The organism is Okeania sp. SIO2F4 (genome assembly GCF_010672385.1).
Lineage (GTDB): Bacteria > Cyanobacteriota > Cyanobacteriia > Cyanobacteriales > Microcoleaceae > Trichodesmium.
Window position 1 is genome coordinate 1 of record NZ_JAAHGT010000119.1, and the last position, 15932, is coordinate 15932.

Here is a 15932-nt window from a genome sequence, read left to right on the forward strand (position 1 = left end):
TCATCCCAAATTTTGATAATACCTGTGCCATCAATACTACTGCTGACCAATTTTTCACCATCGGGACTAAAAGCAACGGATACCACCCACCATCCATGTTTTTGAAATGTTGCTATTTGTTGACCATCTGCTACTCTTAATAAACGCACTAAACCATTAGAGTCACCTGTTGCTAACATTTGACCGTCTGGACTAAATGCTAAAGCATGAATACCTCCAAAAGATTGAGTAAAAATTGATTGGGTGAGGTCGGAGTGGGAAAAGTTGACATTATTTAAGTTGATTCTTTGGAGGTAAACTTGTCTTATGGTGAGATAGGAAAAATTGTAACCTTTTAAATTTGTCTTTAAATAACAGAATAAATTGAGAATATTTCCACTTGTGTATCCTGGTAAAAGCGGTGTATTTTGACGGATATTTTCTAGTATAGATTGCAAATTATTTTCTAGGTTTTGTTGAGTCTGGAAAATATCTATTAATCTGCGGGTAATGGGTTCAATAAAAATTCGGCTTTGAGTATTTCTGATATAGTCTTTAGCTTGAGCCTGAAGTAAAGCATGATTATTAAAAAGTTGCAGTTGACCTGTTTCTATTTCTTGGCAAACTGTAGTAATTAATTTTTCTGTGATGTATTCTATTAGGACTGGCTGAAGGGTAAAATATTTTCCATCTTGGCTTTTTTCTAGAGGAAGTTTAATTTGTAGGGAACGTAATGTTTGTGATAAATTATCCTGGGCAGTTTTTGTAAGTATATCTGATTTTAAATTAGTTATGGAAATTGGTTCCCGATGAATTGCTAGCCAATATAAAATTTCTTTTTCATTCTCTGACAATCGTTCAAAATGCCAATCTAATAGTTCCCGAATATCGGCAAAAATTGGTTTTCCTTGTGTTAAAAATTCAGCAATATTTCCGGGATATTCTTTAATATGATGAGCTGCAAGTTCTAATGCTAAAGGATTGCCGTTATAGAATTCAACTAATTTTTTCCATTCCTCATCCGTAGCGACAAAATCACCAATTTCGTCAAAAATAGCACGTCCTTCTACAGGATTTAAACCTGCTAATTCTAAAAAACGAACTGGTTTACGTTTTCCTGATAATCTCTCAATATTATTAATTCTTTCCCGACTGGTTAACAGTAAACAACTTTGATGGGGAACTGAGGCAATTTTTGATAAAATTTGACCATAATCTTCACATTCTGGTCGATATTTTCCAGCAGCATCTCCTGGTGCTAGGATACTTTCTACATTATCTAAAATTAATAAACAACGATGATTTTTTAAATATTCAAGTAGCAGAGATATTTGTTTGTCTATTGTGTCTGGAAAATTAGCGATTTTTTGATGAGAAATAAATTTAATTAAATCGTCAATAATTTCTGTAATGGGAGGTGTGTTAATCAGGGAACGCCAAATTACAAATTCAAATTCATGTTGAATACCTCGTGCTAAATGTAATGATAAATCTGTTTTGCCAATACCACCTTTACCTAATTTTATAGAGACTGCTGTTTTACCAATACCACCAATTCCGATAATAGCAATGAGTCGGCAACGTTCTTGGAGAATCCATTCTTTGAGTGTTTTCAATTCTGCTTCTCTGCCAAAAAAAGTAGGAATATCAGGTGCATCTCCCCAGTCTTGATAAGTTCCTTTTTTCTGTTGTTTTTCTTGATAATCAGATTCTTCTAAATCTATGCCCAGATTGCCAAAAAAATCATATATACTTTTGAAATTAACTCCTTCATTTGTCTTGATAATTTTTCTGACAGTAGTGCGGTCTAAACTAACTTCTTCCTGTACTTGAGTTAAGCTATATCTATCACCAAATAATTCAAATAATTGCTCGTCAACTTTACTTTTTCCTAGTGTTGTGAGGACATAACTAGGTTTTCCTTTTTTAGCCATTGTCACCCCTGTTATTAATAAAATTCAAAAAACTTTCAGAGAAAGCGATCGCTTGAGGAAAACTAACTATATTTTGGGAGCGATCGCTCTTTAAGATCAATTAGACTGATTTTGAGCAGCTTGTTGTACTTGCTCCACAGTTAATTCCAATCGTCGTGCTATCTCTTCTACAGTCAACCCCAGTTCTAATAACAGAGGAACTGTTAATAGTTTTCCCTCTTCTCTCCCCTCCCGCTTAATTCCTTGATAAAGTCGAGATTTTTTAAAATCCTCCATGTCTAACATTTCTATTACCTCCTCTGGTTCTAAATCTTGAAATTTGTATAAAATAATTGTTTTTACTAATTCTAGCACTTTTTGCCGTTCAGCATCGTCTGCTAGTTCTGCCGTTGCTTTGGCAGCTAACATTTTCGCCTGTTGTACTGCCCTTGCTTGGTCTTCTACTATTAACTTGACTATACCTAAACCCAAGTTTTCATAAGCTTCATCTCCCAAGTCTTCCAGATAAATTCTGGTAACGTTGCTGCTATTTAACAATGGTTGATAGGGTTGAGTCTCTTCAGGTTCAATTTTGCGGTTGCGAAACACTACTAATGCTTGCCAATGCTTAGTTTCTTCATATTGATAAAGATAGAGAAATATCTCGGCAAAAAATCGGCGGTAAAATGCTGTATCCTTTTGCATTTGCACTTCGCCAAAATGGATGGGAGTAGTTGAAGACTCAGTATTAGGCACCAATACACCATCTAAACGAAAAGCAGTTTGTTTGATTTCCACCGAGCGAAACTGATAGGAATTTGCCAGAGTTGGAGATTGACCAATGAGTTGAAAATAGATTCCTGGCATCTCCAAAAACAGTCTGTAAAATATGCTGTCTGTTTTCATTACATATTAATGATTAGGGTTGAATAGTTAGAAAATTATGACATTAAAAATAGATATTGATAGAGATAATTATTTATCAATTTTATTTTTTCCTGGTTAAGTATATCTTCTATTAATTTTTGCCATTAGACATTTCTAAATAATTTATCTCCATTATATTAATTTGTGGAATTATCTTATATCACACTTGTTGCTGAATATTGTCGATGATCGACAAAATCTGAAAATATTTTTGTCGATTTTAAAATTATATTATGGTGAATAGCTTGCTGTAAGTGAGCTTTAGAATTTTTTAAAATTTTGTGAAAAATTTTTTTGCTCTTCACTGTCGATCATCGACAAAAAATTTATTTACTTAGATTACGATTATTAATAAAGTAACTTATTAGACATAAGATATATATTTATAAGAGTATTTACTGAGAAAAAAATATCTTAGTAACTAACTCAAAATAAAAGTCTAATCTATCGATAGAGATTGCTCCTTAACAACCCATCGGTTACTAACCCTACCCTGACAACTTACCAGTAACTTTAGAGGACTAAAGTCCTTACTACGAACAAACAAGCGATCGCCTTCCTAAAAATAAAACCCATGACCAACAAAACTACCACCACCTACCCCCACAGAGGCAAATTCCTCAACCCAGCCATGCAAGTCAAAACGGACAAAGAGCGATCGCCACCGACATTTAGACTTAACCCCGATTTTTCCAGTCCATAGCTTTTCAATGGATTTAATTCCTCGAAACCCTTTACCCTGAATTATTTTCAACCCTTTTTATAATAACCAAATCAACCTTATGATAAGCAAAAATTTCCACAAACTAACAACCATTGCTGCCACCGTAGCTACTATGACCGCAGTATTTTCCCCAAACCTAGCCCACGCTTACCACGCTTTTGACAACCGCGACGACTGGGAACGAGCTGTTTCTGACTACAGCATCATCACGGAAGATTTTAATTCTGTTTTTGGGGAAGTAGCCCCAGACACTCAACTTCCCAGCAGTCTCGTCACCAAAGTACCCTTTACGGTCAATGCAGGTCTGGCCAAGTCGGATTGGGCAGCATTCGATATAGTTTTTCCCGATGAAGCGATCGCTTTCGGTTTTGACATGATTGATCCTTGGCGCTCTCCCAATCGCGATGCAATACTAGGAAACGTCAAATTTTTCGATATGGAAAATAACCTGCTAAATCATCTAGGCGTACAATTTACCAGCTACGATGAAAACTTCGTAGGTTTCTTTCTCGGCGAAAATTCAGGAGTACATCGAATAGAGTATCTCTGGTGTGGAGTTTGGCAGGGGCCGGACAAGCCTCTGGATTACTGTAAATCCGATCGCCAGCAACAAACCATTGATAACTTCAGCGTTGTTATCCCTAAAGCCGACCCGCAACCAGTTCCGGAATCAGATCCTAAATTGGGACTTTTAGCATTTGCTGCTCTGGGGATTGGTAGTTTGAGGAAATGGAAGGGCTACCAACTCCTGAGTGCAGTGTTGCCAAAGAGATAGTATTTCTCACAGGACTTATATCATGTTTGGTTGAGTACTTATAATTAGGCTAGTAGTTGGGTTTGAGCAATGGATACATATTTAGCGGGCTAAAGCCCAACTACAAATTCCTTTTTTTGCCTTTATAACACTTTGGAAGTTTATCAAATAGTTGATCTACATTATCAGGACTTACGCAAAATAAGGTAATTCTGTCATTACGAGCGACAGCGAAGTAATCTCAAATCTCCAAAACTCGTTCCTGATGCGTAAGTCCTGATTATATTAATTTCTGGAGATCTCAGATATCACACTTGTTGCTGAATATTGTCGATCATCGACAAAATCTGAATAATATTTTTAGCTTAAAAAACTCAATGTTATTCAGAATAAATAGATACCCAAAAAAAGAGGAATTTTGATATGGCTGCTTCTGAAATTGTGATCCACCAAATGTTAGCTGAAATCGTTGCCTCCTATCACCCTTTTGCCGATTATCTCGGCTATCAAGAGGCTGAAGACGGGTTTATTATCCATTATCAAGGCACTAATGGTCAACAATATATGGTAATAGATACACAAGGTAATGTCCTTAGCGATACGACTCTGGGAACAACCAGAACATTAGGAGCTTTAGCAGTAGGAGCTGCGATTCTTGATGCTATGTTTGGAGGTTCAAGTCGCTAGTTGTCTTTTGCTTGATATTTCTGGCTCTTTGGTGCTTCATCTAATTCTTGGATGAGAGGAATATTTGATAATTCCAGCATTTAGAGTGCGTTAGAATGCACCCCTCACCACAACGAACCTAAAGCAACTTAAGAGAAGTTAAAATTATGGTCTTTAAGACAATTTCAATGACGATTATAGCTATGGCAACTCTAGGAGTATTACCTAGCTATGGCTTGCAATCAAGTGCATCTGCGGATGTTTCAAAATCTTCTTTAGCTCAATCATCATCTTCTGTAATTCCCATTGAGACTACAAAATCAAACCCTCCCTATACTTTACTAGCTGATAATAGATATGCTTCCATAGGGCAGGAAGTCGATCGTAAAGCAGTAGACAGTTGGGGGGGTAGAGGTACATATTTCTCTTTTGGTGGACTACCTTTGTGGAAACACTTGTCTGATGAACAAAAAGGTCGATTAGCTCAAGGAATTTGTGATTATAGTGGAGGAGACAATATTGTACTAATTGTTCTCAGGAAGTTAGGAGGTGATATGGGCGAACTCCTACAAGCTTCCTCAATAACCACAGCTAGTATGCACACTGTCTGTCGTGATAAATATTACCAACTTATGAGAGAATTACCAAGCCAGTTACTGCAATAATTCCTGGATTCTCAATCTATTGAACCTGAAAGTTATGCGGGTTTGCAATACACCCCACCCTATACCAAAACAAATTTATTTCTTGCCAGGGAAAATATTTCTGGCTGACAAAAAAATTTACAAATTAAGACGAAACCATGATTAAACAAATCAAATCTTTTGTTGCATCTTCTTTGTTAACGCTTTCTTCTAGTGTTTTGCCAGTAGCTCTACCTTTGTTGATTGCAGTACCAACTGTCACCATGTTTGCTCAACCAGCAAAAGCTAATAAAACAGAACCTTTTATTTTGAGAAAGGGTTTGGGTTGTGGCAGTACCTGTGAAGTTATTGTGGTATCCCAGAATACAGGTAAGGTTTACAAGATAGAATACTTTGGTCGAATTGGAGCTGCAGATGGTACTGAAGTAATGATCGAAATGAATAATTACGGTGATAACTGGTACAAGGTAATTAATCCAGTCAATGGTAAATCATCGAATATCTACTCAGTTCAAATAATAAATTAGTCAGAATACAGTAAGCTTCAGATAATGAGCTAATTTTGGGCGAACGTCTGTTCGCCCAGGAATCCATAATCGGAAAAAAGTCAATTTAAATGTACAGTAACAGGGCTATTAATTGTCAAAAATCAAAAGATTATTTACCGGAAAATTAAGGTATAAAGCCTCTCCATTTATGGAGAAAAAGCGGTCGAGGGATGGCGAGGAAACCTCGCCATATCCAATCGACCAAGAGAAGAAAAAAATTCCTTGAGCGCCAATCCAATCCGTTATAAGAAGAGGTAATTATTAATTATTAATTATTAATTATTAATTATTGAAAAGTATTTAGGAGCATAATATGGGCGAATTACTGACTACTTTAGCGGGAACTTTTATAGCTTCAGCAATAATACTAACAATTTAATTTAAAATTCTTGATTTTGACTACTTTTCTGATAGTCAAGCCTTCAAATTAATAGGTTGGATGAGTGTTATTTCAACAATTTTATATTGGGCGATCGAATTATATGTGAGATATGATTTTAATGCAAATTTCATTCCCAGTTTGAATACACCTCTAGTAGATCCAATAGAAAAATTAAAGTTACAAACAGCTATATGGATTTACCGATTTATAGCATCAATACTATTTATTATTGTAGCTACAATTGCTCTTTTTGTTGTAACTGTAGTATTGTCAATTATTGATAAACCCGATAATTTTATGGATGTTATAAGATTTTTAGTTAAGTTTTTAGTTGTTGCAGTAGCATTAGGAATTTCCCTGCGTTTTGTATCCGGTTTCACTACTGATTGGGTAAAACATTTTACTGACTCTCAAGATACCTCTCTCAAACCAGTGATTCACTTAATTGGTTCTACTGGACCGACACACCTTAAATGGTGCATTAGATGGGGAGGGTGATGGGGGGATGGGGTGATGGGGAGATAGGGTGATTACAAAAAAAGCGCTCTGCACAGTTTTAGCTGTGTCAGTCTACTACAAGCAATGAATTAAAGCAATGAGCATTGAAATATTTTTAATAAAATCATCTTAGCTGTAACAATTAACTGTCATACTCTCTAAAGACTTACTCTAAAATTCAGTCAATATCAAAACAGAATTGAAGATTACCTTGAAACCATTCAACCATTAATGAATTTTGCGAGTGGGTGAGATGGTCTAAACAAGGGGTATGTATTAATAATTCAGATTTAATTTATTTATTTAAGCTCACCATAAGGTCATCATTATGAAGATTTTTATTGTTAGTATTAGATTTCCTTTCGGGATTATTGCCTCAATATTTCTTGTTATTTTAACATTAGGTTTAGGGATATTTTTCTGCATTAGATTTGCTTATTATGCAGTCTTAGGTAACAAACGCTCTATACAGAATAATCTTATTCCCTGGTTTCAAGAAAAGGAAGGAACTCATCTTCTTCCAGATGTTTGGGAATGGGTATTCGATCCAGATACAGGACAGGACTTTAATGATATAGAAAATTAAGCTGATTAGCATTTCGCGATCGCTCTACCACTCACCAGGAGCGATCGCCCTCAAACTAAAAAATTTCTCCAGATAAGAGACGACCATCCACGCGCTCGTAATCATCCTCAACTAACCACGAGTGCGCTTCATCATAAATAGCACTCTCAAACAAAGGTTTGTAGTTCGCAGTGGCATCGTAAATGCAGCAATTTCCCTGTTTGCCACCAGCTAACATCAAAATTCGAGGTGGGAAAACAATCGGATCTACCCATAACTCAATAAATTCCCAATCATCGCGTAGCTCGACGAGGTTTTGTGCGAGGGATAACATGATATTGATTACCTCCTTTAACAATTTTTATTTCAGCGTAATAAAGTGCAAGACTGTTACCATCTGCTCTAATTTGATAACCTATCGGTTCGTCAAAATAAAGTCCATAGCGTTCGTAGTCATCGTTTTCATCTTCAACCCCTGTAAGTTCCCCTCTTTCTATAATAGCCCTCACAACAAATTCCATTGTAGCACGGTCTTTAAAAACATGAGCTTTTCCCTCCTTCTTCAGCAATATTGCTACTTGGGGTGTACCAGGAAGGTGCTTGTCAAATAAGCTCGTTCTTGGATGGGGACTTAATTCTTGGTTAATACCACTCATGGACACCTAGAGCTGTAGTCACTTTTCTATTATAGTGCATTTTCATCCTTGAGCAGTATTTGGAGCGATCGCTTTCTCTTTTCAATACAATTATCATGTAACTCTTGCAGCCAATTTTCCCAAATTAACTCTTCAATTCTCGACATATCTGAATCATTAGAAACCAAAACCAGATTATGATAAATTGCCGTAGCTGCAATCAAAATATCGGGAAATTGTATCGGTGTTCTCTTACTTCTTAAATCTGCATAAATGCCAGGCGCAATATTAATTATTTCTATCCGGTCTAAAAACAAAATTTTTAGCTCCTTCTTACACAAATTCTCCAGAATAGCTAACTTTTTCTGGGATTTAATTGCTAATAAACCTCCCTCACTTTCAAAATAAGTAATACAACTGATAAAAAGTTGCTCTTCTCTAGCATTAACATCATTCAGTTTATCAAATAGTCTAGAATCTTTTTTAAGAATGGCAGTCAATATATTTGTGTCTAATAAATATTCCATTAGTAGCTTTTCCTTAAGCTTCTAACTGCTGCATCAAACTCTTCTATTTCTCTAGCTGTTAAATCACTCAGTAGTCCAAACATTACTTGCCCTCCTAATATGCGTCTAATTTTACAAGTAAGTGTTTCATCAGTCATTTCTTGCAATTGTTCTGGAGAATAATTTCTCATCAAAACATCAACTATAATTCCCACCATTTCATCTTTATCTAAATTTTCCAACAAACGATCGGTAGCTAGAAAATTTTCTACAATTGGAATTACTCTATTCTGAAAAATATTATTGATACTAACAGAAACTTTACGCATAATTTTTTCCTATTTAATTTTTATATCAAATCCGCTCGGGTTCGGTATCAAAAAATTTTCCATCTTCAGTTCTTGCTAAATCTTTCTATATCTCCCCATCTCCCCATCTCCCCATCTCCCCAGCATCTTTATCTAATTACACCAATGCTACCGGATTTGATATTACATCTTTAGTTTAGCATTTTTTTCAGGTTAGCGTAGTTTTGCTTGGGGAAGTTTTTGCTAAAAGTTATACCAATTAACTTTAAAAATGTCACAAAAAGAAAGTATCAAGAGGAAAAGAAAGAGAAAGTTGTTTGTTCCCGTAAGCGGAACGGACTTTTCTCGCTAATTATCTGGACATAATCTTATACCATACTGATACAAATGTTCTTCGATCGAATTAGTATAAATACACCCAAGCAAAGTGCTATAAGTCTCTTTTACAACCATTGAATTAGGAACGTTATATGAAACGTTCCTACATTCTTTAACAGAGATATTTTTCCTACTTGACAAACTTGCAAACGTTATATTTTAGATATTAATACTCTGAGGAATTTTAGAAGGCAGCAAATACCTGTAAACTGGCCGATTCAAATTACGATTCTCAATAGTAGCTTCTACCTGATTCAAATTCTCCTGAAACTTATCAAGTAGAGGTTTCACCTTGGAATCAGTAAAATGATTTTTCGGATATTCACCCAATTTCGTGTAATAAACAGAGCCTAATAAATAGACAAGATTCAGTTGTGTTTGTGCCTGCTCAAGAGGAGGCAGCAAATCCAAATAATCTTGCTCGCTCACTTCATCTTTTTTGAGAATTGAACTAGGCAAATAACCAGCTAATGGAACCGCTGGAGCATAAGACATTATATCTTTTTGCGGGAAGTTAACGGCAGCGTGTTGAGCACTAGCAGTAAAAATAATTAACGTTATAGCATTAATCAAATACTCTAGCGTCCTAATACCTCCATCCTCACCAAAATCAGGTACACGACCACCATCAAAAGCCATAGCTTCAGTTGCCCAAGCTTGTAGTCGCCGATCTGCCTGAACGTCTTCATCTCTAGAATAGTAAAGACTCAGATAATCTGAAACCCATTGATGAATAGCATCCCAAACCAACAAAGCATCATCCCGGTAAGGATAAACAGGAAGCAAATTAGGATCGTCAACGCCGCGCTGCTTCAGTTGCTCCGGTAACATAGCTCCATTAAAACCATAACTTTGCAACCCTAATACTGTTAAAACACGAGCATTATCAATAGTAGATGAGAGTAAACCATCAACTCCACCCTTAGGAGCAATTAATTTCTCCTGAGCAGCATCATTAATTGCTAAAGTACCTTCAAAGTGAGGACGCAACAGCAGACTTAAGCAATGATTTTTCGGGAGTTGCCGATGGGTAGGTGGAATAAATGCTCCCACAAATAAATGAGTTCTCCCTAAGTGACTTACAGCTTCGTGAAAGTTAGCATCTACTATCTCTACAACTGTTTTAGCAAATAACCAAGCATACTCAGAAGAGTTGGGAGTAAAGATGGGGTTATCTGCTCCTGAGGTTTGACCGCATTGAATAGCTACAGGACGTAATTTACGGTTTGGGTCTGAACCTTTTGGCACTGCGAATAAAGCTAGAGGAGCATAAATATACTTTTGGTATTTAGGATAAGTACCATTAAGAGCACCTTCCAAAATTTTATAGTCTGCTAGATAGAGTCGCCCTTCTTTTCCTGCTGCTGCTAATGAATCATCATTACCCATAATTTCCTGATATTGAGTTTCCGTCACCGGAAAACGTTCGTCAAGAGTTGATATCTGCTCAATCATTAGGGGGTTATAACCTGCTACTCGCATATAAGCGAATACTTCATCTTCTGCAAAAGTATAAGCGACGCTTGGTATCCCTCCTGTTTCTGGAAATAGCTCTTTATAGGAGAAGAGCTTTTGATAATCCTCAAGACTGGTTGCATGACCTTCTGGACTTCCTTCTTTTAATACTTCTGTAGCTTTCTCCAAAATAACGTTCAATATTGACAGACCATTTTCCTTCAGGAGGGAGACAAAAAGGTCATCTATTTCACGAAAGTCGTTAGGTATTCCTTGATTCAAAAATTGTTGAGTTATTAATAAATTTTGACTCAACAATAATTGGAGAAAAAATGGTATAGTTTTACTATCCTCTTCAATTTTTATTGATTTTATCTCCTTATAGATTACTTCTAAAATATATTTAATTACATCGTCTCTTACCCCTCTATTTCCTCGGTTTCCTCGGTTTGTAATTAGGGTATTTAGAAACAGAAGACGTATATTCTTTACCAATAATAAATACCATTCTTTAGAAGGCTGTTCTCGATCTGGTAATTTATCCACCATTGCCACAGGAGGAATGTGGTTATAGTTATATTGATATTCTTGTTTGGCTACTTCTAAATTATAATTGACTGATGAACTTGTAGTCTCCGTCGATGAGTTAGTCATGTTGAATAAATGTCTTTTGCTCAGAATTAGGTATAGTTTATCAAGAAATGAGTAATGAGTCAGGTAGGGTTTTGGTCAGCAAACCCCTACACACTTGTTTTTTCAACATCAAATATACTTTTGCAATAATAATCCCAACTTTTCCTTAGTTGTAGCAGGTACTTTATCCAAAGGAGTCAAAATTGCATTTTTCAAAGCTGAATGAGAATCAGAAACAAACTGATGTTCATTCAACCTCCGCACCGTTTCTTGAATAACTTTTTGGGCATTCACAGCATTCTTCTTTAAATTATCAATCACCATTTCTACACTCACGCTATCATGCTCGTCATGCCAACAATCATAATCTGTAGATAAAGCTAGAGTTGCATAAGCTATTTCCGCTTCCCTTGCTAACTTTGCCTCTGGCAAGTTTGTCATCCCGATAACTGTTGCACCCCAACTACGATATAAATTCGACTCCGCTTTAGTAGAAAAAGCAGGACCTTCCATACATAAATAAGTACCACTGCGATGCACATTTACATCTGGCAAGTTCAAACTTTCCGCAGCATCCGCCAGCATTTTTGCTAGTTGAGGACAAGTAGGATTTTCAAAAGTAATATGTGCTACTATTCCTTCACCAAAAAATGTAGATGGCCGACCTTTTGTGCGGTCAATAAACTGGTCTACTACTACTAAGTCTAGGGGTTTGACTTCTTCTTTGAGGGAACCTACTGCAGAAGCAGAGATTAAATATTCCACACCCAAACTTTTCATACCATAGATATTGGCACGAAATGGTAATTCAGATGGTAATAAAGTGTGGTTGCGATCGTGTCTGGAGAGAAACGCTACTCTTGTTCCTTCTAAAGTACCAACAATGAAAGCATCAGAGGGAGAGCCAAAAGGAGTATCTACCTTTATCTCTTCTACATCTTTAAGTTCTGCCATTTTGTATAAACCACTACCACCAATAATGCCAATCTTTACTTCAGTCATACTTTGATTACCTGATATTCCTCTTACTCCAAATATTTTATATTATGTCTGGTTAAATACCCACAAATAATCGGTAATAGGGAACAGAGAATAAGAAATAGGCAACAGATAATACCAAATTTCAAAAATATCGCTACATTCAACAATTAATAATTAATAATTAATAATTACCTCTTCTTATAACAGATAGGATTGCCTAAAAGGAATTTTTTTCTTCTCTTGGTCGATTGGAGGCAAGCGTTTCGCTACGCGACATGAAACGCGTAGCGTCCCGGAGGGAACGGAGACCTCGCCATCCCATCCTAGGTCATGCTCCGCAAACGACCGCTTTTTTTCCATGAATGGAGAGGCTTTATACCTTAATTTTTCCGTAAAATTCTCTGCAAAACTATAACTATTCAGATATTTGCGCACCTTCTAACACTTACCACATAATAACAAACTTAATGTAGCAACATTTGTATTAAATAGATATCACAGGGGAATATTTAAGATATTTTGCAGGAGTAGAGAGGAGAACATTTTGATTACGATCAATCCAGTAGACTTGATATTACGGGATATAAGTTCGTATTATTTCGCGCCAACTGACTGTTTAGTGATATTAATTGTTACAAAACATCAAAAAAACCTATATCCTGATTAGATCAGTAATTATCTGTAATCTTTACTAAATCTTCATAAAAACTACCGGATTTTTATCGTAATGTAGTGAAATATCTATTGATAGTTTTTATCAATATCATAATTATATCCTTTCTTTTTCTCTGGCCCACAGATTTTTTCATCTTTCTGGGGGTATCTAGGATTGATCGAATATTTTTTGTTTGTCTCAAATTTATCTAAATTTAATTAGGAAATATGAATAATCTCAAAGTTGAAGCCAGAAAAACTCCCCTAGAATCAGTTGTAAAAAATATTTTGGCAGTTCGGAAAATTTCTGCCAGCGATCGCCAGGTTTTAAGATTAGCTTTATTCTCGCTTCATTCTTTAACTGTTACAGAACAAGACCAGATTCAACAAGTTTATGAAGAATTAGAAGCCGGACGAATTAGTCTGATAAAGTAATGGAAGTTTGAAATTTATGCCAAATTTATTGGTTATGAGTATTGAGTATTAGTTCAGAGTAGAGAATTAATTTTTGAGAATTTTATCCTTTTCCCTTACTTTTGCTCCATCAAACATATTTATGTTTGCTCAACATTTCAGTTAGTCATCAAGTTGCTCCGAAGTTAATCACTTATTATTAGTTATCAGATTTAATAACTTTCATAACTTTGATAATATCAGTTTTAATGGCTGCATTTTAGCAAAAGAACAAAGAACACTGAATAATTTATTGATCGAGATTTTAACAATTAGGATTTACAGAAAACAAGGTTTTTCTATGATTACAAGTGAAAGCATTTGCGGAGTTTTCCGTCAGGAAAGTAATCTCAAGTCAATACTTTCGTGCTAGATGCGTAATGCCAAATTTCAGCCATTTTTGCTACATCTTCTTGAGAGCAGGGAGTAGGCAGCACAGAGCAGAAAGCAGGAAAATTAAGAATAAGATAGATATATTCACTTCATCTCTATAATCTTTAAAAACATTACTGAAGCTTATTTATTACTTAATAACTGAAGTTCAATAAAACAATTATAATTAGGTTTGTAGTTACGCTGTAGTGCCAGACATATATTTAGGGTGCGGTTAGCGCAACTAGAAACAAAGACTTTTTTATAATTAATTATCCTTAAGCGGAGCTACCCCCGAAGGGGTTCAATAATTAATAATTAATAATTAATAATTAATAATTACCTCTTCTTAAAACATTGAGGATTGGTTAAAAGGAATTTTTTTGTTCTCAAGGGGGAGATTGAATATGGTTAGGTTTCTGATGCATCCAATCCTAGGTCATGCTCCGCAAAGGACCGCTCTCTTGGTCGATTGGATATGGTTAGGTAACCTATCCATCCCATCCTAAGGTCATGCTTCGCTTGCCGACCGCTTTTTTCTCCTATTAGGAGAGGCTTTAAACCTTAATTTTTCGGTAAATGATATAAGTTATGAAGAATTTTAATTAATTAATTTTCATTCCTTAGTTCTACCGCAAAAGCCAAAACCCACTATAAGTCATTCCAGAATCATCAGGTTGCACTAATAAAAAATGTAACCCCTGACTCTGTTGTTTTCTCTGTTCATAAATTTGGGCTGCTCCTGATACTTCCTTGTCTGAGAAAGTAGCAACTACCCACCGATCTACTAAACCTGCCTCTAAGATTAATCCATCAGGATCGCCAGGAATATATTTTAAAAGGTATGGTTGCGCTACTTCTAACCACTTAGCTAATCTCATAGACTGACGACCACCATCTATAACTACCCCTGGTATTGACAGTGTTGAAGATAATCCTAAATTTAAGGGTAAAAGAAATTCTGGTGCTTCTAAAATAGGTATGGGGCGTTCAATAATATCCTCAATATTACTAGCAGGTAGTGTCGCAAATCTCCAGCGATCGCCCCACAAATTTTCAGCTAATGGTACAGGTGGAGGAGCATCTAATACTAAGGGTTCGTAAAATTCTCCAGTATATGCTTCCATATCCTGATATTGTTGCACCCTTTCGAGTAACCATTCTTTTAAAGCTGTTGTGCGTCTGGTCGGTTCGACTTTCAACCCTAACATTTGAGCTGCAGTTTCTATTAACCCCAAAGACTGAGGTCGAAATACTTGAATTATATCTGGTAAATCCTGGTCTTGACCTACTTTTTGTAGTTGTGCCACGAGCCAATTAGCGTTAACTTCTGACTGGGGACACATAGCAATAAATTCTAAGCTACGAGTGGGAGTACAAATTAATAGTTCCCATAATTGTTGGTCTTGTTTATCTTTGAGAGGACGGCGGTAATAATCTACTTGCCAAATAGTTTTAGTGTCCATTTGTGAAGTCAAAATTCAAAATTCAAAAGTCAAAAGTTAGAAAACTATCAAAGCCTTCAGCAAGAGTCATTCCAGTAGTAGACCGACACACCTTAAATATTGCATTAGAAAAAAATGGTCAAACCTTGCTAGAACAAGAATTATACCAAAAAAGCGGTCTGTACAGTTTTAGCTGTTTCACTCCAATACTATTGCGTATAGAGCAATAGTTAATTCATTTGCTGAAGCACTCCGCCAGAGGAGATGAGTAGTGAAATTTTCCGACTATTGCGTATAGAGCAATAATTGATTCATTTGCTCAAGCACCCCGCCAGAGGAGATGGGTAGTAAAATTTTCCAACTATTGCGTATAGAGCAATAGTTAATTCATTTGCTCAAGCACCCCGCCAGAGGAGATGGGTAGTAAAATTTTCCAACTATTGCGTATAGAGCAATAGTTAATTCATTTGCTCAAGCACCCCGCCAGAGGAGATGGGTAGTAAAATTTTCCA

Annotated in this window: 17 protein-coding genes; 7 read left to right on the top strand and 10 right to left on the bottom strand. The window is 36.0% G+C overall.

The window, feature by feature from the left end; genetic code table 11:
• The 3 genes from F6K22_RS10215 to F6K22_RS10225 all read right to left on the bottom strand — a co-directional run.
• On the bottom strand, window positions 1–1913 hold a 1913-nt coding region (locus F6K22_RS10215), incomplete at its 3' end, for an NB-ARC domain-containing protein (protein WP_293096691.1).
• Between the two features lie 96 nt (window positions 1914–2009).
• The gene (locus F6K22_RS10220) at window positions 2010–2798 is read right to left on the bottom strand and encodes an Rpn family recombination-promoting nuclease/putative transposase (protein WP_293096694.1); all 789 of its coding nucleotides are present in this window, start codon (window positions 2796–2798) and stop codon (window positions 2010–2012) included.
• A gap of 580 nt (window positions 2799–3378) precedes the next feature.
• Window positions 3379–3573, bottom strand: coding sequence for a hypothetical protein (locus tag F6K22_RS10225; RefSeq protein ID WP_293096697.1), 195 nt, complete (start codon window positions 3571–3573; stop codon window positions 3379–3381).
• 28 nt (window positions 3574–3601) lie between these two features.
• Between F6K22_RS10225 and F6K22_RS10230 the strand changes: the two genes are divergently transcribed.
• The 6 genes from F6K22_RS10230 to F6K22_RS10255 all read left to right on the top strand — a co-directional run bounded on the left by F6K22_RS10230 (window position 3602) and on the right by F6K22_RS10255 (window position 7621).
• Complete coding sequence (locus F6K22_RS10230; protein ID WP_293096700.1) at window positions 3602–4318, top strand: hypothetical protein; 717 nt, start codon at window positions 3602–3604, stop codon at window positions 4316–4318.
• 432 nt (window positions 4319–4750) lie between these two features.
• On the top strand, window positions 4751–4984 hold the full coding sequence (locus F6K22_RS10235; protein WP_293096702.1) for a hypothetical protein: 234 nt from the start codon (window positions 4751–4753) through the stop codon (window positions 4982–4984).
• 146 nt (window positions 4985–5130) lie between these two features.
• A complete protein-coding gene (locus F6K22_RS10240) occupies window positions 5131–5628 on the top strand; it encodes a hypothetical protein (RefSeq protein WP_293096704.1) in 498 nt (165 codons plus the stop codon).
• A 137-nt stretch (window positions 5629–5765) separates the two neighbouring features.
• Window positions 5766–6134, top strand: coding sequence for a hypothetical protein (locus F6K22_RS10245; RefSeq protein WP_293096707.1), 369 nt, complete (start codon window positions 5766–5768; stop codon window positions 6132–6134).
• Between the two features lie 460 nt (window positions 6135–6594).
• The gene (locus tag F6K22_RS10250) at window positions 6595–7035 is read left to right on the top strand and encodes a hypothetical protein (protein ID WP_293096710.1); all 441 of its coding nucleotides are present in this window, start codon (window positions 6595–6597) and stop codon (window positions 7033–7035) included.
• Window positions 7036–7363: 328 nt separating this feature from the next.
• Window positions 7364–7621 (top strand): hypothetical protein, encoded by a 258-nt coding sequence (locus F6K22_RS10255; protein WP_293096713.1) that lies wholly within the window; start codon window positions 7364–7366, stop codon window positions 7619–7621.
• 55 nt (window positions 7622–7676) lie between these two features.
• Here the strand turns inward: F6K22_RS10255 and F6K22_RS10260 are convergent, their stop codons facing one another.
• From F6K22_RS10260 to F6K22_RS10285, 6 genes are all read right to left on the bottom strand, one after another.
• Window positions 7677–7934 (bottom strand): hypothetical protein, encoded by a 258-nt coding sequence (locus tag F6K22_RS10260; protein ID WP_293096715.1) that lies wholly within the window; start codon window positions 7932–7934, stop codon window positions 7677–7679.
• On the bottom strand, window positions 7894–8256 hold the full coding sequence (locus F6K22_RS10265) for a DUF6972 family protein (protein WP_293096717.1): 363 nt from the start codon (window positions 8254–8256) through the stop codon (window positions 7894–7896). Before F6K22_RS10265 ends, F6K22_RS10260 begins: the two co-directional genes overlap by 41 nt.
• A gap of 29 nt (window positions 8257–8285) precedes the next feature.
• On the bottom strand, window positions 8286–8762 hold the full coding sequence (locus F6K22_RS10270) for a PIN domain-containing protein (RefSeq protein WP_293096720.1): 477 nt from the start codon (window positions 8760–8762) through the stop codon (window positions 8286–8288).
• Window positions 8762–9070 carry a hypothetical protein gene (locus F6K22_RS10275; RefSeq protein WP_293096723.1) on the bottom strand — a complete coding sequence of 103 codons (309 nt, stop codon included), beginning with the start codon at window positions 9068–9070 and terminating at the stop codon, window positions 8762–8764. The genes F6K22_RS10270 and F6K22_RS10275 overlap by 1 nt, the downstream gene beginning before the upstream one ends.
• Before the next feature lie 516 nt (window positions 9071–9586).
• Window positions 9587–11536 (bottom strand): lipoxygenase family protein, encoded by a 1950-nt coding sequence (locus tag F6K22_RS10280; protein WP_293096726.1) that lies wholly within the window; start codon window positions 11534–11536, stop codon window positions 9587–9589.
• A 108-nt stretch (window positions 11537–11644) separates the two neighbouring features.
• On the bottom strand, window positions 11645–12517 hold the full coding sequence (locus tag F6K22_RS10285) for an S-methyl-5'-thioadenosine phosphorylase (RefSeq protein WP_293096729.1): 873 nt from the start codon (window positions 12515–12517) through the stop codon (window positions 11645–11647).
• 861 nt (window positions 12518–13378) lie between these two features.
• Here F6K22_RS10285 and F6K22_RS10290 point away from each other — a divergent pair.
• Window positions 13379–13585, top strand: coding sequence for a hypothetical protein (locus tag F6K22_RS10290; RefSeq protein ID WP_293096732.1), 207 nt, complete (start codon window positions 13379–13381; stop codon window positions 13583–13585).
• A 1019-nt stretch (window positions 13586–14604) separates the two neighbouring features.
• On the opposite strand, the gene F6K22_RS10295 is transcribed toward F6K22_RS10290, so the two are convergent.
• Complete coding sequence (locus tag F6K22_RS10295) at window positions 14605–15441, bottom strand: Tab2/Atab2 family RNA-binding protein (protein WP_293096734.1); 837 nt, start codon at window positions 15439–15441, stop codon at window positions 14605–14607.
• Window positions 15442–15932: the final 491 nt, after the last annotated feature.